15 protein-coding genes and 1 pseudogene are annotated in these 15,492 nt (G+C 70.7%); 9 read left to right on the top strand and 7 right to left on the bottom strand.

Annotated features, from left to right (window positions below; all coding sequences use genetic code 11):
• Nucleotides 1-115 precede the first annotated feature (115 nt).
• The 3 genes from LCE31_RS24060 to LCE31_RS24050 all read right to left on the bottom strand — a co-directional run bounded on the left by LCE31_RS24060 (nt 116) and on the right by LCE31_RS24050 (nt 1,515).
• Nucleotides 116-394 (bottom strand): hypothetical protein, encoded by a 279-nt coding sequence (locus LCE31_RS24060; protein ID WP_225017510.1) that lies wholly within the window; start codon nt 392-394, stop codon nt 116-118.
• A 107-nt stretch (nt 395-501) separates the two neighbouring features.
• Complete coding sequence (locus tag LCE31_RS24055) at nt 502-759, bottom strand: hypothetical protein (RefSeq protein ID WP_225017508.1); 258 nt, start codon at nt 757-759, stop codon at nt 502-504.
• A gap of 48 nt (nt 760-807) precedes the next feature.
• A complete protein-coding gene (locus tag LCE31_RS24050) occupies nt 808-1,515 on the bottom strand; it encodes a hypothetical protein (protein WP_225017505.1) in 708 nt (235 codons plus the stop codon).
• Between the two features lie 407 nt (nt 1,516-1,922).
• Here LCE31_RS24050 and LCE31_RS24045 point away from each other — a divergent pair, with 407 nt between their 5' ends.
• Nucleotides 1,923-2,711, top strand: coding sequence for a GntR family transcriptional regulator (locus LCE31_RS24045; RefSeq protein WP_225017503.1), 789 nt, complete (start codon nt 1,923-1,925; stop codon nt 2,709-2,711).
• A gap of 1,288 nt (nt 2,712-3,999) precedes the next feature.
• On the opposite strand, the gene LCE31_RS24040 is transcribed toward LCE31_RS24045, so the two are convergent.
• Nucleotides 4,000-4,530, bottom strand: coding sequence for a hypothetical protein (locus LCE31_RS24040; RefSeq protein WP_225017501.1), 531 nt, complete (start codon nt 4,528-4,530; stop codon nt 4,000-4,002).
• Nucleotides 4,531-4,772: 242 nt separating this feature from the next.
• Here LCE31_RS24040 and LCE31_RS24035 point away from each other — a divergent pair, with 242 nt between their 5' ends.
• From LCE31_RS24035 to LCE31_RS40930, 3 genes and pseudogenes are all read left to right on the top strand, one after another.
• The gene (locus LCE31_RS24035; protein ID WP_225017499.1) at nt 4,773-6,782 is read left to right on the top strand and encodes a hypothetical protein; all 2,010 of its coding nucleotides are present in this window, start codon (nt 4,773-4,775) and stop codon (nt 6,780-6,782) included.
• A gap of 143 nt (nt 6,783-6,925) precedes the next feature.
• Nucleotides 6,926-7,135 (top strand): annotated as a pseudogene (locus tag LCE31_RS24030) (DciA family protein); the annotation flags it as partial.
• A 46-nt stretch (nt 7,136-7,181) separates the two neighbouring features.
• On the top strand, nt 7,182-8,174 hold the full coding sequence (locus LCE31_RS40930) for an AfsR/SARP family transcriptional regulator (RefSeq protein ID WP_225017497.1): 993 nt from the start codon (nt 7,182-7,184) through the stop codon (nt 8,172-8,174).
• Nucleotides 8,175-8,201: 27 nt separating this feature from the next.
• On the opposite strand, the gene LCE31_RS24020 is transcribed toward LCE31_RS40930, so the two are convergent.
• Complete coding sequence (locus tag LCE31_RS24020) at nt 8,202-8,966, bottom strand: MucR family transcriptional regulator (RefSeq protein WP_225017495.1); 765 nt, start codon at nt 8,964-8,966, stop codon at nt 8,202-8,204.
• The gene (locus tag LCE31_RS24015) at nt 8,953-9,177 is read right to left on the bottom strand and encodes a hypothetical protein (RefSeq protein WP_225017494.1); all 225 of its coding nucleotides are present in this window, start codon (nt 9,175-9,177) and stop codon (nt 8,953-8,955) included. Before LCE31_RS24015 ends, LCE31_RS24020 begins: the two co-directional genes overlap by 14 nt.
• Nucleotides 9,178-9,445: 268 nt before the next feature.
• Between LCE31_RS24015 and LCE31_RS24010 the strand changes: the two genes are divergently transcribed.
• Entirely contained in the window at nt 9,446-10,579 is a 1,134-nt protein-coding gene (locus tag LCE31_RS24010) for a replication-relaxation family protein (RefSeq protein WP_225017492.1), read from the top strand.
• Nucleotides 10,580-10,793: 214 nt separating this feature from the next.
• Nucleotides 10,794-11,327, top strand: a complete 534-nt coding sequence (locus LCE31_RS24005; protein WP_225017489.1) for a hypothetical protein — start codon at nt 10,794-10,796, stop codon at nt 11,325-11,327.
• A gap of 119 nt (nt 11,328-11,446) precedes the next feature.
• Here the strand turns inward: LCE31_RS24005 and LCE31_RS24000 are convergent, their stop codons facing one another.
• Nucleotides 11,447-12,820: a transcriptional regulator gene (locus LCE31_RS24000; RefSeq protein WP_225017488.1), complete on the bottom strand. Its 1,374-nt coding sequence runs from the start codon at nt 12,818-12,820 to the stop codon at nt 11,447-11,449.
• Nucleotides 12,821-13,087: 267 nt separating this feature from the next.
• Between LCE31_RS24000 and LCE31_RS23995 the strand changes: the two genes are divergently transcribed.
• From LCE31_RS23995 to LCE31_RS23985, 3 genes are all read left to right on the top strand, one after another.
• The gene (locus tag LCE31_RS23995) at nt 13,088-13,249 is read left to right on the top strand and encodes a hypothetical protein (RefSeq protein WP_225017486.1); all 162 of its coding nucleotides are present in this window, start codon (nt 13,088-13,090) and stop codon (nt 13,247-13,249) included.
• A 127-nt stretch (nt 13,250-13,376) separates the two neighbouring features.
• On the top strand, nt 13,377-15,221 hold the full coding sequence (locus tag LCE31_RS23990) for an asparagine synthase-related protein (RefSeq protein WP_225017484.1): 1,845 nt from the start codon (nt 13,377-13,379) through the stop codon (nt 15,219-15,221).
• The coding region (locus tag LCE31_RS23985) for a hypothetical protein (RefSeq protein WP_225017482.1) at nt 15,218-15,492 on the top strand (275 nt) is incomplete at its 3' end. The genes LCE31_RS23990 and LCE31_RS23985, both read left to right, overlap by 4 nt.

Raw genomic sequence — 15,492 nt, 5'->3', positions numbered from 1 at the left:
GGCGCCGGGGGGGGCGGGGGGTAGCCGCCCCGGGCGCGCACCGACCGCTTCCTGCGGTCTCCGACGTCGCCGGCCTGCGTGGGGCTGGCCGGCGGCGAGGGGGAGCGCGGGACGCTCAGGCCGCAGACGTGACGCTCGGCGTCCTCTTGGCGGGGCGAACCAGGTAGTCGCTGGTCGTCCACACCGAGCCGATGACGAACGGCTGGCCGTCGGCACGCAGGACGTCGCGCACGACCAGCGCCCAGCGGGCGCTGCTGCGCTTGAGCATCTGTGCGGCCCGGATCGGGTCGGTGATCAGGGCCAGCACCTCGAAAGCGCCGGAAACGTTCTGGTAGACGGCGCCTGGGCGGCGCGGCCCAAGCTCCACATCGAGCTGCGAGGGAATGGGTGACATGCTGCGCATGCGGGTTGCCTCTCGTGAACGGGACCATCGCGGTGACTGCCCGAGCAGCCACAACGGCCCCCACCGAAGTTGGTGGGGGCCGTTGTGGTCGCTCGGGGTCAGCTGGCGGCCGGATGATCCGTCAGCCCGGACGGGGTCGAGGTGCCTCGATCGGCGAGCGCCGCGATGATGTACCGCAGCGCATCAGCGGTTTCGATCGATTCGCCCCAGCGGGAGTAGACCCGCCCGCCGAGCAGCTGCGCGAGTTCCTCGTAGTCCTGGGCGGTGCCAGGGTGGAGATTGTTCGCCCAGATGACGTCAGCAGCGATGCGCATGAGCAGGATGTGGCGCCGTCGCGCCTGCCACTTCGTGAACATGTCTCTCCTTCATGGGATTTCAGGCGGTGGTGTGTCGTCGTACGGCGTTCAGCGGGAGGGCCGCAGAGTGTCCAGCGGCACGCTGGGTGCCTCGGTCGGAGTGTCACCGGTGGGCAGCTGCGCACGCTCGGAGTCAACGGCCTGTACGGCCGGGAGAACCGCGCCCCACTCGAACGCCCGCCTTGCGGGGGCCGCCGCCGCGTACTGACGGTCGAAGCGCCGGCGCTCCCGAGCGAAGAGGTCGCGCACAGCCCGGCGCTTGGGCTCCTGCCGGAGAAGCCGGAGGAACGTGACGGCCAAGCGCTCGCCGTCGCGGCAAGGCAGCGGCTCACCGACACGGCTGGTGGCCTTGCCTTTGCACGCCCGGCACTGCTGGATGTGCCCTCGGAGCGCCCGGCGGATCGTCTCGGCACTGAGCGGTGCGGGCACGAGCTGGCTGACAGCCGGTGCGGGCGCCGCTTTGACCTTGGGCAAGACCATCGTGGAGCGGCGGGCGGAGGCCGTTGTTTCGGCCTCCAGCAGGCGCTCGCCCCATTGTTCAGACGTGACGTCGAAGACGATGCGCTGTGCGCTGCCGGGGCATCGGCGCCCCCTGGAGGGCTTGTCACCGACGTAGCGGCGTGCGCGTGTCGGGGCTTCGGTGCCGTCGCGGTGCGGCTTGATCATCGACCGCTCCAGGCCGCACCAGGACTCGCAGTCAGGGCACACCACGAGGCGGGGTTCACCCTCGCGGAGGTTGAGATGTTTTGGCGACATTCGGCTGGCCAGGATGGGTGCACGTCCGTTGTGACGCATCAGTTTTCTCCCTCTGCTGTTGCGTTCTCCGCCGACCAGGAACCTGGGCAAGCCCTGCTCCTGATCGACGCGCAGCGCAACGGCGACTGCGGGTGGCGCAACTGGCTGTGCTCCGGAGGACCTCGTCGTTCGTCACCCCGGCCGCGCTTGGAAGCGGCGATCAGCCAGACGTATGCAGTTGGTAGTGCGTGACGTAGCCGCACCTTGACGGTCGGTTATGGCTATCGCTATCGCCAAGTAGAGACCATGTCGCACCACAAGTCAATACCGATAGCTCTAACCGTGTCGACTGCTTGTGCTCCGACATCGCTGGCTGATAGAGCTAGCCCTAGAATCAGATTCGAGGAACACTTTGGAAGGTGGCTTCGATGCCCGTCTCGTATCGCGACATCGCCGCTGACCTGCGACAGCAGATCAGCGAGGGGCGATACATGCCGGGCGACAAGGTGCCGATGCTGACTGAGCTTCAGGCGCAGTACGGCGCTGGGTACCAAACTGTCCGCAGCGCTATCGCACTCTTGGAGCAAGAGGGGCTGGTCGTCGCGGTGCGCCGCAGGGGGACCATCGTGCGAGAGCGTCCTGAGAAGCGGCGCATCACTCGGAGCCGCCAAGTCTTCCGGGATGAGGTTGGCTACTACTTCGACCCGACCGCTCAGCCGTGGGTTGCGTTGGCGCCCCCGGCCTTGCGCTGGGGTGTCGTACCGGTGGACCTCGCCGCGCTTATGGGTATCGCTACCGGTTCCGAGGTCTTCATCCGCGACCGCGTGATGGGGGACAACGAGAACCGGACACCGAAACAGTTGGCCACCAGTTACCTGCCAGGCGACCTTGCCCGCGGGACGCAACTCGTGGAAGCCGACACGGGGCGGGGTGGCATCTACGACCGCCTGGAGGAGATGGGCCACCGTCCCCTCCGCTGGAGTGAAGCCGTTTCCGCCCGCATGCCGTCTCCTGAAGAAGCGGAGGCCTTGAAGCTGCCAGCCGACGTTGGCGTGCCACTTCTGAGAATCGTGCGAGTCACGACCTCCCCTGACGGCAAGGTTGTTGAGATTAACGACACCAGGATGAGCGCCGAAGAATTCGAGATCGGCTACTCCATCAGACGCAACGCCAGCGCTCGACTGGACGATGAAAACGGTGACGTTGACGACGACTGAACCGTACCGACAACGCTTGGCACACCAAGCTGTGCCTGGAACGTGGCCAAAGCGTTTCCATGGGGCCGTCCTCCCCTACCCACGCGATCGATATGTGCTGGCAGGCGGGCATGGTGACGACACGTAAGCAGGGGGTGTCTCTGGAGCGTTGTGGGAGCGGTAGGGTGACTTCCGACGTTGATCAAAATGTAAAGGTGGCCCCGTCGACCGGCCTTGGCAAGCCGGGAGGGGCCACGTGGCCGGAGGACCTTGTGAAGGGGGTCCTGCGGCCGGCCGAGCACCCTTTTATGCGAAGGAAGGTGCCGACGTGATCAGGGTACCCGTACCCGCGCGTGCACACACCGCACCCCGCCGTGGGGTCAGCAGCCAGGCCGGTTGCTGGTCCGTCGACGGGGTGTTCGTGCTGTCTGAGCGCATCCCGAACCGCGCCTCGGATGAGGGGGTCGGGATGACGTAGGTCACTCGGGGCGGCGCCCGTCAGGGTCTTCGTGCCGCCCCGGGCCACTCAGCCGACTCGTGATTCCACCCACGTGTCGCTGTAGCGCCCATCTACTACCGGAGGGATTGCAGTCCTTCCGATGGGCCGTCCACCCGGTTCGCGCCGGTCGAACGGTTTTCACTTGGTTTCTCCCCAGAAACCGAAGCCACCCACGGGGGGGCTTCGTCATGCCGTAAGGCTCGGAGCCCTACGAGGAGCCATTGTGCATGACGCTGCCCAGGTGTGCCAGCTCCGGCATGCCACCACGCCTCGAAACCAGCCAGCACGTACCGACGCTGCCCGGTTGGCTGTGAGCGACGCCACAGCGAGAGACATCGGCCGGCGGGTCGTCCCGTACGCCGGGACGCTCTGCGAACTTCTGACGCGCCGTACGGGAGAGACCGGGTCGTCTGGGCCTGCGGGGCCTCTGGCCACAGGCGTTCTGGCCCATGGTCGCCGGATGGACCTCTTCTCGAAGGCCCTGCGGGGTGTCCGTTGAGCCCGGTCGCTGCGTCGCTCGTACGCCCCCGCGAGGAGCTCGGCGCGGCAGCGCGGCGCCGGCTGCGGTCGGTGCCGGTGCAGGCCGCTCCGGTGGAGTCGCTGAGTCTGGGCAATCCGCTCCTGCTGACGGAGACGATGCAGAGGCGACTGCTCGCCGCGGTACGCGCGCTGGTGTCGGACCCCGCGCTCAAGGGCGCGGGTGACCCGGCGCGTCTGGCGGCCGTAGTGGTGATGGCGAAGGCGCGCGTCGCCGACAGTTTCAGCACGCTTATCACGGCGGGGGAGTTGGCGCGGTGGATCGGGCTGACGTCAGGCTGGCGCCGCTACCTTTTGTTCCACGAATGCCCATTGGCCCCCTGCTGCGGAGTACGGGGTACCAGGGGGGACGGTCATCCAGAGGGCTCCGTCATCCCTGACGAGCAGCATTCCCTGCGCGTGCAGGGAATGCAGCGATTTTCGCACGTCGTCCGTCGGGGAGCCGGCCGATTCGGCAAGGCTGGCTGCGAGGTCGGTGTCCCGCAGGATCAGGTCGAGATGGCCGGCAGCCGCGAACGGGATGTGCGGTCCGTAGATGTGCCGGTATTCCAGCATGAGGCGCATGGTGGTCGCCTCCCCGGAGTCGGCTCCGAAGGCCTCGATCACTTTGTTCATCACCTCCTCGTCGGTGCCTGTCGGCTCGTCCCACTCCTGGTAGTAGAGGCCCGGTGGGTTGAGGTTGTAGAGAGTTCGCGGACGGGGTGTCCTGATGGGGCGGGGGCCGATTCGCTCTGCTGCGCTGGCGCGGCGCGCAGCTTCGCGGGCACGTCGCGCGGCGGGGTCCTTCTTGGTCTTGGCTGCCATGTACCTCCCAACGACCGGTTCGGCAACAGGTTCTCTTTCCGTGCAGCGTGCTCTGCGGGCGGGGGTGTGTTCCTGTGATGGCCAGGCCGACGGCCTCCGCTGCTTTGAGGTTCACATCCCGTCCGGCCTGTGGTTCGCGCTGGCTGCGGCCGGTGCCGGCACAGGCGGGTCCGGTGCCGGCACATGGTCCGGGCCATCCGCTGGCGCTCGGTCGGGGCACTCGCGCCCGTCTGGGTGGCGCGATGCGTGCGCTGCTGAACGTGGCGGGCTTGGAGGGTGCGTCGGACGCGGCGCGTCTGGCGGTGCTGGTGCTGGTGTCGCGGACGCCGTCGGAGACCGGTGTGGTGAAGATCCGCACCGGTGAGCTGGGCCGGTGGCTCGGGGTGTCCGCGTCGTACACGGCGTCCACGGTGGTGCCAGCACTGCGCCGCTCGGGTGTGGTGTCGGTGAAGGCGGAAGAGGGCGAGTATGGCCAGGACATCGGCCTGGAGTGCCGGGTGCTGCCGTTGTGGGCGACGCAGGACGTGGTCGGGCACCCGCTGCATCTGGCGAAGAAAGAATACGCAACGCTGCTGCGGCTGCTGGAGGCCGTCATGGGGCCGGGCTGGACGCACCGGGACGGTCGGGTGACCCCGCCGGGGCTGATCGGTACGCGTACCGGTCGGGGCGCGGCGACGGACCGCCTGGCCCTGCTGCTGATGGTGCTGGAGGCGCGGGAGAGCGGGCGTATCCGGCTGTGCGGCGGGGCGGTGGACACCAAGCGGGGCCGGGCGGCGGCGACGCTGGCACGGCTGATGGGGTGCACGGCAGCAGCGGCGGCGGGAATCCTCGGGCGCCTGGAGGAGCGGGAGCTCGTGATCAGGGTGCGTCTGCGGACGGCGTCCGGGCTCGCGAACCGGTCGCGGCTGATGGTGCCGGCGGTCGCCGCCGCGCACGGCCTCACGGTCGCCGACGCACAGGGGGACGGTGGGGAGGCCCCTGAGCCCGAGTTTTCAGAGCGCGACGTTACGGCAGGGGCTGGTGAGCTGTTGGAGCTGGCGGAGGAAACGCAGGTCAGCGGCGTGCAGGTAACGGATGTTGCGGAGGTTGCAGAGCACGGCGTTGCGGCAGCCCTTCACACTGATCACCCTCACCTGGTTACTCCCGTCGTTCCTCAACAGCTTGATTGTGGTTTTTCCGGCGAAGGCCGTGGTGGGAACCACGATCTGCCGGACCGCGCGTGCGTGCGCGAGGACGGCGGCCCGCTTCGCGGGGAACAGCCGAAGAAGTCCCCGTCGATGAGCAGAGAGAAGCCCGGCCGCGAGCCGGTGACCGGCGTACCGGTGCCGGGCGTGGACGGTGCCTGTCACAGCAGGCGGCAGCGGGGGAGGGTGCCTCTGCCGCCGGAGGATCTGCGGGCCGTCCTGGCCCCGGTCGACCTGGTCTGGGCACGGCTGGACCGTCCGGCCGCCCGCCGCCTGGTGGAGGCCGCCGCCCGCAGCGAGCTGACCCGCGTGCAGGGCTTCGCGGGCCGTACGGATGCCCCGCAGGTGCTTTCTGACCGGCTCGTGCGGCGCCTGGACGAGCAGCTGGGCACCGGTGGCCCGATCACCGACCCGGTGGGCTGGCTGCTGGCCCGGGGCCTGCCCCAGCGACAGCAGTGCGGTGACCCCCGGTGCGACGACCGGGTGCTGCTCGACACCGGCCGGGACTGCCCGCGCTGCGAGGACCGGCAGGCCGACCGCCGGGCCCAGCGCCACACGGTCGCGGCCGCTGTGGAAGCCGAGCTGCCCGGCGCTTCCGAGGAGGAGCGCCGCACGGCCGTCGCCCGGCAGCTGCACGAGCGGGTGACCGCCCAGGGGTGGGCCCGCGAGCACGAGTGGGAGCAGGTCCGCGCCCGTCAGGCCGCCGCCAAGGCTCACCGCGCCGAAGCCGCGGCCGCGCAGCCGGCCGACGACGTCCCGGCCGCGCCGGTGGCCCCGGTCGCGATGCCCGCGCCGCGCCCGGCCCCCCCCCCCGCCCCCGCCCCGGCGCCGGAGTTCGCCGACGCGGACGACGTCCAGGAGCTCGTACTCGAGGAGCTGACCCGCGAGCAGGTCCTCGACTGGCGCAACCGCGCCGCCGCCGACCACCAGCTCGTCTTCGACCACATCGACCGGTACGGCGAGCTGTCGGCGCAACGCCTGTTCACCCGAGTGTTCGTCGCCCAGGTGCAGCGCCTGGCGGGCCTCGGGCACCTGGACCTCGGCTTCTCCACCTGGGGGCAGGCGTGAGCGGCGGCGAGACGTCCGGCGTCGACCTGGCCCGGGTCGCGTTCGGGGCCGCGAGCGAGGCGGCCCGCAAGTACGGCGCCGGCCCGAAGGCGAAGCGGAAGCCGCGGGGCGTCCGGGCGGTGCGGCGCGACGGGCGCGAGCCGATGGGCCTGGGTGCGGCGATCGGCGCGCTCGTCATCGAGCGGGCCTGGGAGCTCCCGGCGGCCGGCGCGACGCTGCGGGAGCGGTGGACAGCCATCGCCCCGCAGCTGGCCGGGCACGTCGCCGCGATCAGGTACGACGCCGAGGCCGGCCGGCTCACCGTGTGCCCGCAGTCGGCGGCCTGGGCGACGATGACCCGCCTGGAGCAGGCCCGCATCATCGCGGCAGCCAACGCCTCGGCCGGCCGCACGGTGGTACGTGCCCTGCGCATCCTCGCTCCCGGCGCCGTGCCGATGCCCGAGCCGGCCGACGCCGCCCCGGAGCCCGCGCCCGCAGGGCCGGTGCGCACCCGGGAAACCGCCTCGCCCGGCTACCGCCGCGCGCTCGCCGTGCACCAAGGCGGCCGACGAACAGTCGGCGGAACCTGCGGAGCCGGAACTCGCCATCCTGTCCCGGGCCGAGGCGCCCGCCTCCGCCTTCGAGCAGCCCGCGACACGCGAGGCGCCCGCCATCCTCGTCCTGGGCCCTGTCACGATCGAGGGCGCCACCGGACGCATCGACTCCAACCGGCGCAGCGCCGGGACCGAGCTCACCGCCTACCTCGCACTCCACCCCGGAGTGGACCACCACGCCGTCGACGACGCGCTGTGGCCAGGACGCCTGGTCAACAAGAACATGCGCAACGCGGTCATCTCACGCACCCGCTCATGGCTCGGCAAGGACCCCGAGGGCAAACCCCACCTCCCTCGCGTGCAGGACACCGGCGACAGCCGCTACCGCCTCGGGGACGAAGTAACCTGCGACTGGAGTCAGTTCCAGCAGCTTGCCCGTACCGGCCTCGCCCACCACGACGACGACGGCACCCGCGCCCTGCGCAACGCCCTCAGCCTCGTACGCGGCCGCCCCTTCACCGGCATCGACCCCCAGCGCTATACCTGGGCCGAACCCGACGTACAGGAAATGGTCTCCGCGATCGTCGACGTCGCCTACGAGCTCTCCACACGCGCACGCGAGGCAGGCGACCACACCGGAGCCCTGTGGGCCGCACGACGCGGCCTCCTCGCCGCAGAGGAGAGCGAACTGCTCCACCGGCAGGTCTTCCTCGCCCACTACGCCGCAGGCGACACCAACGGGCTACGTGCGGCAGCAGCCCGCCTCACCCGAATCAACGAGCAGCTCGGCGGCGGCGTGGACATGGAAGCAGAGACGGCAGAGCTCCTGCGCACCTTGCTGCCCCAACGGCCGTCCTGAACCACAGGACGCACCGCACCCCGCTGACTATGGTGTCTCCCCGCCGGTCCTACGCTGTGCGTCCCATGCCTGCAAAGTCGCGGGCTTACTTCCGACGGCCGCAGCGACGCCTTGGAGGCCGCGTCTGCCAACCGAGCTACAGGCGGCAGCCAGGTCGACCCACCCACGCGTGGCGAACTCGGCGTCCAGCCGCGCGTAGGCGGCTGCCCGGCGCGGATGAAGCCGTGCGCCCGCTGTTGCCCAGCCCGCGCCGAGTAGTTTTTGGCGCCAGTAGGCGATCGTCTTCGGGTTGCGGCCCGTCATGCGGCCTACCTGATTGACGCTCAGGTGCGCTGTCTCGCGGATGAACGCCGCCCAGTCAGGGTGGTTGAGATCGCGTGCCAGCGCGTCCAGCGCGGCACGTCTGTTGGCGTGGGCCTGGCTGCGGCCCTTGACGACTGCGGCCTGGTGGGCGGCCTTCACTTCGGGGCGGGGAGCGGTCTCGCGGTGCCGCGCGTTGCCCTTGCTGCTGGCTGCGCGCCACTTGTCAGCCGGCAGTTCAGCGATCGACGTGAGGTCTCCGCGGTCCTGGCGGGTGCGGGTCTGCTCGCTCCACGTCTCGCTCAGTTCCTGGCTGACCAGCGGGTGGCCGGCGGCCAGGCCGTGGCGCTCGCGGTACTCGTCAGCAGACATGTCCTCGCTGGCTCGTAGATGGGAGGCGAGTGAGCGGTACCAGTTGCCGCACTCCAGGCACTGAAGGCGCCCCGCCGCGTCTACCGGTTGCAGCGGGGCGTTGGGGTCAGCGCCGGCCATCGCGGATCTGGTGCTGCTTCGCGGTCGGGTTCAGCCCCCGCAGGATCAGGTCCTGCTCGCACGCCCGGAACATGTTCCGGCCGTGAACCCTGCCCAACTCGTCGTACCGCCCGCGGGCAAGCCCGGGCTCCAGCCCCGCTGCCCCGCCCGGCACTTCGATCACCTGCTTGCTCTTGCGGTCCCACGCCCGGTCACCCATAGCAGTGATCATGCCCGTACGGCCCGTATACGAACAGAGCATTCCGCGGGTCGGTGCCGGGCCAGAAGGGGATGACCGAGGGTGGGTATGCCTTAGCTTCTTCCCTACACCTCTCCCTACACTTTCCCCTACACTCTTCCCTACATCAGTCATTACGGAGCACAGGGCAAAAGCGCAGCTCACGGCCGGTTGCCCGGCCGTCCTTCATGCTGAGAACCCTCTCTGGCCCTATGGCCGGGGAGGGTTCGAGTCTCAAGGACTAGAGCGAACGGGAGCGTCGATGACGAATCAACAGCAGGCGTGGCCCTACAAGTCGACTTCGCGGGTCCGGGGCTTGGTGCTCATGGCACTGGGAGTGGTGAAGGTCGCGACGGTCCGGCAGCTGCGACATCTCGTGCTCCCGGGAACCGCGAATCTGCAAACGGTTCGCAACGCCGCCAAGGACCTGCGCGAGGCCGGACTGACGGAGTCGGTCGGACGAACGCACCGCCCGGGGGGAGGAGGCAAGCGCGTTGCACAGGACCTGTGGACGCTGACCCAGGCCGGGCTCGCTGCCGCCGCATCTGAGCTCGGCCGGCCGATCAAGGAGATGGGTGGCACGGCACGAGAAGCAGCGAAGGCCGGTGCTGCACACAGCCTCGCGGTCACCGATGTCATCGACGCGATCCTCCAGACGCCGCCGCTGCCGACGAACCCCGTGGCCCGTCGTACGTCTCCTGTCGTGTCGCGACCGCGGCAGTTGCCCAGCCGTCCCCAGGGACTGGGACACCTGCGCGGATGGTGGACCGAGGTTGCTCTCCCCGTACACGGCACATTCACTACGCCGGCGAGGGGGAGCCTGCGCGCGGACGCGTTGCTGAGCGCCGTGGAGGACGATGTCCCGGTTCTGTTCGTGGAAGTCGACCGGCAAACGGAACCGCCGGCCCTGGTCGCTCAGAAGATCGCCACCTACCGGCAGTTCTTCCGACGCCAGCTGCCCGACCCTCGTGGCCGCAACATCCCCATGTGGGCCACCCAGTGGCCCGCCCCGGGACTAGCCAGCCATCCCCCGCTCGCCCTGGTATTCGCGGAAGACGCCTCCGACTCCGCCCTCCAGCGCCGGGTCAACGCGATCCGAGAGGCCTCTCGCGACCACTGGACCGCCCCCTGGACCAGCTACGAAGGCCGCCGCCCTGACGCGCGAGAGGACGACGGCTGGCGAGAGTACAAGGACGTCGTCCCCGTCATCACCACCACCCTCACTCTTCTCCGGGAGCACGGCCCTCACGGACCCGTATGGACTCGCTTCGGACGCTCGCGACCGCACCCCCTCCTGAACGCGCTCACTCACCACAACACGGAAACCGACTTCCACGACCGCGAGGAACGCCGGCGGGCAACCAAAGCTCAGGCCGACCCCGCAGGCTGGGCCTAAGACCCCGGGCGGGCAACACGCCCCCCACGAGATCCCGTATGCACATCCGGGCATGAAGCATCGGGCTGCCCGCTGGCACCTGCCCCTGGGCAAGCCCCGAGCGGTACCGGGTAAGCCGTACTACGACCAGTTTGAGCCGTCGCTGCCGACACCTCACAGCGCCAAGAGACATAGGCGAGGCCCTGGCGGCGGACTGCCCTCGTAGACTCGGCTCATGGCCGAGCTACTGACGGATGATCAGGCAGATGCACTGGTCAGGCACCTGTTGCTCGGCGAGGTCCTGGCGGACGCCGCGCGCGAGCTGGGGTACGCGATGGACGACGTCAGGGCGACCGCGCGCACGCATGCTGGACTGGCGGTGGCCATGACCGGGCGTGACCCGGCCCATCCCGACGCGCACGGAGCGGTTCTGCGGGCGGATTACCTGCGCCTCCTGGCTCTGGGATTGCCGCCCAGCACGGTCGACGTGATCCTCGGGGTTCAGGGCTCAACCTGGCGCGGCGAGCTGGAGTTCGCGGCGGCGTGCGACGCCCCCGCCGCGGTGGCTCCACCGCTCGGCGCCGGATGGCGGCCGGTTGGTTTCACGGCGGATCGCACCCGCCGGTTCCTGGAGTCGCTACGGGCCGGGCACCCGGTCGGACGTGCTGCGGCCGACGCCGGGGTAACGAAGGTCGCGGTCTACAAACGCCGGCAGCGCGACGCCCTATTCGCGACGACGATGGACGCAGCCCGCAACCGCAACTGCTGAACGCGGACGCCCCGGCCAGCACCGGGTGAGCACGGCCGGCGACCACGGTACGAGGTCACTTCCTTGAACAACGGAAACTGACTTCCACGACCGCCAGGAACGCCGCCGGGCAACCCGGCTCAGGCCGTTTCGCTGAGGAAGTTCCTCACGATCGGGGTGGCACGGTGCGGTATGAACTCGGACCGCAGGCCGGTCAGGGTGTCGCTGCCGCGTGCGGAGCTGACGCCGCCCATCAACTCGATGGCGTGCTGCGCGGTCTCGACGGCGCCGTCCAGGTCACCGAGGGCAAGGTGCGCCTCGGCCTGTCGGGCAAGGTAGATCGCGGTGCCGCGGGGTTCCTTCTGCGGGTCGTAGGGGTCGTGGTGGGTCGTGGCCGCCGCGAAGTAGGCCAGGGCCCTCTGTGGGTCTCCGAGGCTGAGGGCAGCCGACGCGGCGGCCTGGAAGATCTCGCCCGTGGTGATCCAGTACATCGACTCCAGATCCTCGCCGGGCGAAGCGCCCCGTCCGTAGGCGGCGAGTGCATCATCGATCGCCCGGTAGGCGGCCGTGGGTTCCTGGGCGATCGAGTGGGCGCGTGCCTTGCGGATGTGGAGCATCGTCAGCACCCGGGGCGAGGCGATGTCCGTGCGGTGGGCGAGTGCCCTGTCGATGAGATCGAGAGCCCCCTGCGGGTCGGGGCGCTGGTTGGAGTAGCGGACGTTGGCCCAGAAGGCGAGCGCGGTCGCTCCGGCCGTGCGGTCGCCGGCCCCGGCGGCGGCCCGCAGCGATGCGACGAAGTGCTTTTCTGCCGCGGCGCTGTGGCCGCTGTCGAACGCGCACCATCCGGCGAGCCGGTTGGCTTCCGCCGCACAGGCGTGGAGGCGTCGGCTGGTTTCCTGGTTGTAGGTGCTCTCGCGCAGGAGCCGGGTGATGAGTCGGCTCTCGGCGCGCGCGGCGTCGTAGACGTGATCGCTGCCGAGCTCGTCGTCGAGGTGGCGGAGTTCGCCCAGTGTGCTGTCGAAGCGGTCGGCGACGGCAGTGCCGATCTGGCGGCCGCCGGAGGCGGATGCGGGGGCGGGCTCGGCGGTGGCCCACTGTGCGAGGACCGCTGCGAGCGTGGCGGTCGTAGCGATCAGGAATCCGCGTCGGTCCAGCTCCACGAGTCCTCCGGCGTCATCGAGTACTTGGATGGTTCCCGCCGGGGTCCAGGGTGAGTCCCAGACGGTGGCGTCGTCTCGCAGGGCGAGCAGGAGCCAGAGCGGCCATGGCCGGGCGTAGACCTCGTGGCTGTCGATCCCGAGGATGTCGGCCATGGCCAGCTGAGTGGGAGCGGTCGGAGTCTGGGGGCGTCCCGGTCGAGTCCAGCGGCTGACTTTCTCCTTGCGGACCGCCAGGGCCCCGTAGCCGAGTTCGTCGTGCTTGGCAGCGACGCGGCGCAGCCAGTATTCGCTGGTCCACCCACGCAAAGTCAGTATCTGGATGAGCGGGTGCCGGTCTTCCAGGATCACGCTCACGTTCGACCTCCCGGATACGGAAATCCCAGTGTGCGCAACGGAGGGCCGGACGGGAACAGGGGGGAGCACCGGAGCAACCGGAGCAACTGGCGGCAACCGAAGGCAACTTGAAGTGTCTTCCGTGTGGCGGCGGTGCGCGCTGTGATGGTTCTGCGCGGCAGCACGGCGCCGGGTGAAAAACGGCGGGGCGTCGATCGGCGTCCCGGGGCCTTTCGAGGCCGGTACCGACCTCGAAGACCTGATCCAACCCACACGAAGGAGTCCGTCATGGAGAACAGCACCGACATTCAGGTCCCCCAGACCCTCGCCGTCAACGAGGTCGTGGTCTTCGCCACCCCCGAGGTCGCCGACCTCGGCGCCGTCTCTGAGGTCACCCTCGGCAGCGGCGGCTTCAACAAGGCGGACAGCACCATGTACTGGCAGGGCTGACAGCCGTTCGGCACGTTCGGCACTGCCTTTGGGTGAGGGCGCGCCCCGGGCGGGTCGGTCTTCACCGGCCGTCCCGCCCCCGCGTCGCCTTGTTCCGGAGGATGTCTCACCAGCAGGGGAGCACTGTATGAGGTACGTCGCAGGCACGTTTGCCCGCACGCCCCCGCTCGTCGCCGGGCCGCGCCCGCGTGGCGGACACGAGTTCCACCACGACGGCACTCTGCGCGCCTGGAGTGTCGGGCACGATTCCCACGAAGTGTGCTGCGCGGTGTCCCGGGACCACACGGCGGAGGTGATCCTCGTCGGTGCCTGCCCTGCTACCGCCGAGGAGGTCCGGGACGCCGCCGAGTCGGCCGCGCGCGGCCACTGGCATCACGCCGGTCGACTGCCGGGCTCCTACCTGGGGATCGTCAGGGTCGGCCGTAGCGTCCGGGTCGTGGGTGATCGCGCCGCCACCGTTCAGGTCCACTGGATCGCCACCGACACGGCGGTGACCTTCTCCACGTCCGCGGCGGCGCTCGCCGACCTCACCCGCGCCGCCCCGGACCTGGTCCGGTTGCTGGCCGAGGCCACCACCTGGGGCGTGGAGCCCGGGGCCGACGGCTGGTTCGAGGGCATCCACCGCGTCCCGCCGGGAGCCGCGTTGACCCTGAACCCCGGCGCCCCGCCCACCATCGAGCGGCTCCCCGCCCCGGCCGAGCGCTCGTTCGCCGGCGCCGCCGAGGCCCTGCGTCACGAACTGTCCCTCGCGGTCGGCCGCCGCGCCCTGAGTGGCAGGCCACTGTCGAGCGACCTGTCCGGCGGCGTCGACTCCAGCTCGATCGCCTGCCTGGCCGCCGCGCACACTGACGTCACCGCCGTCAGCTACATCGACGCGGCGATGGCCGACCAGGACGACGCCCGCTACGCCGCCGGGGTCGCCGCTGCCTACCCGGCCATCACCCGGCACTTGGTCGACGGCCGCCGTAGCGGCAGTAGGCACTTCGACCGGCTCACCGACCCCAGCGGCGTTCCCCTCACCGACGCCCCCACCCTCAACGTCTCCAGGCTCGGCATCCTCCACGCGCAACTGGCCCCCGCCGTCGCCGTGGGCAGCACAGGGCACCTCACCGGCGGGGGCGGCGACAACGTCCTGGACGCGTTCGCCTCCCCCGCCGACCGCTACCGCCGCGGCGCCCGCGCCGCAGCCCTGCGCGACGCGCACCGCCTCGCTCGGGAACGCCGCTGCGCTGTCCAGCCCGTGGTGCGCGCCGTCACCGCTGCCGCACGCGGCACCCACCCGAAGGCGCTGGCCCGCCTCGCCGACGCGGTCCGGGGCGACGCGGCCTTGCCGGCGATTCCCGACGCCGCCGATGTGGCGCGCTGGTGCGGGCGGCTGCCCGCCGCGCGCTGGCTCACCGCTGCTGGCCGCACTGCTGTGGCCGACCTCATCGGCGCCCGCGCGCAGGCCGCGGACCCTGCCGTTGGACCCGGTGCGCTGCGCGAACGGCTCGCCCTGGAGGCCACGGGCGCCGAGCACGCCCACCTCGACGCCCTCGCTCGCGCCCTGTGGGGCCTGCCGGTGCACGCCCCGTTCCTCGACACCCGCATCGTCGACGTCTGCCATGCCGTTCCCGCCTGGGAACGGCGCCGTCCCGGCGACTTCAAGCCGCTGGCCCGCGCTGCTTTCACCGGCCTCGTCCACGCCCCGGTCCTGTCCCGCCGCACCAAGACTCCTTTCGACGGTATCTACGACGGTCTGCGCGTCAACGCCCCCGCCCTACGCGCCCTCCTGAAGCGATCGACGCTGGCCGGGGCGGGCCTCATCGACACCGGTGTGGTCCTGGCCTCTTTGGACCGGACGATCCATGGTTCCCCGGCCGACCTCGCAAGCCTCGACACCCTGGTCGCCGCCGAAGTGTGGCTGTCGAACCTGCCGGGCGCCGCCGGCGCCTGGTGGGAGCCGGCCCCGGCCCAGGAGACCAGCCGATGACTCCGCCCCTTCTCCACGCCGCCCGCGGCCCTGCCGGAGCGGCCGTCCTCGACCTCACGACCGGCCGGTGGAAAGTCCTCGACCCCATCGCCGCCGACCTCCTCGACCTGCCGACCGCCCCCGGCGAACGGGCCGCCGCCATCGAGGAGGCCACCGCTCGCTGGGCCGCGCAGGGCGCCGAGCCCGCGCGGGTGAGGGCCGACCTCACCCGCGTCGCCGCCGACCTCGACCAACTGCGCGTCGGCCGCCCCGTCCACCACACCCCGCCCGC

This window comes from Streptomyces sp. 8L (assembly GCF_020176795.1).
In the GTDB taxonomy this organism is placed as follows: domain Bacteria; phylum Actinomycetota; class Actinomycetes; order Streptomycetales; family Streptomycetaceae; genus Streptomyces.
The sequence above is the reverse complement of the archived record's forward strand: the minus strand, read 5'-3'. Positions and strand labels throughout refer to the sequence as shown.

Bases quoted from the DNA above. Each gene is read 5' to 3' on its own strand.
- LCE31_RS24015 (WP_225017494.1), bottom strand. From the start codon at position 9,177: ATGATCACTGCTATGGGTGACCGGGCGTGGGACCGCAAGAGCAAGCAG.
- LCE31_RS24060 (WP_225017510.1), bottom strand. From the start codon at position 394: ATGTCACCCATTCCCTCGCAGCTCGATGTGGAGCTTGGGCCGCGCCGC.
- LCE31_RS23995 (WP_225017486.1), top strand. From the start codon at position 13,088: ATGGAGAACAGCACCGACATTCAGGTCCCCCAGACCCTCGCCGTCAAC.
- LCE31_RS24050 (WP_225017505.1), bottom strand. From the start codon at position 1,515: ATGTCGCCAAAACATCTCAACCTCCGCGAGGGTGAACCCCGCCTCGTG.
- LCE31_RS24020 (WP_225017495.1), bottom strand. From the start codon at position 8,966: ATGGCCGGCGCTGACCCCAACGCCCCGCTGCAACCGGTAGACGCGGCG.
- LCE31_RS24045 (WP_225017503.1), top strand. From the start codon at position 1,923: ATGCCCGTCTCGTATCGCGACATCGCCGCTGACCTGCGACAGCAGATC.
- LCE31_RS24010 (WP_225017492.1), top strand. From the start codon at position 9,446: ATGACGAATCAACAGCAGGCGTGGCCCTACAAGTCGACTTCGCGGGTC.
- LCE31_RS24005 (WP_225017489.1), top strand. From the start codon at position 10,794: ATGGCCGAGCTACTGACGGATGATCAGGCAGATGCACTGGTCAGGCAC.
- LCE31_RS24035 (WP_225017499.1), top strand. From the start codon at position 4,773: ATGCGTGCGCTGCTGAACGTGGCGGGCTTGGAGGGTGCGTCGGACGCG.
- LCE31_RS24055 (WP_225017508.1), bottom strand. From the start codon at position 759: ATGTTCACGAAGTGGCAGGCGCGACGGCGCCACATCCTGCTCATGCGC.
- LCE31_RS23990 (WP_225017484.1), top strand. From the start codon at position 13,377: ATGAGGTACGTCGCAGGCACGTTTGCCCGCACGCCCCCGCTCGTCGCC.
- LCE31_RS24040 (WP_225017501.1), bottom strand. From the start codon at position 4,530: ATGGCAGCCAAGACCAAGAAGGACCCCGCCGCGCGACGTGCCCGCGAA.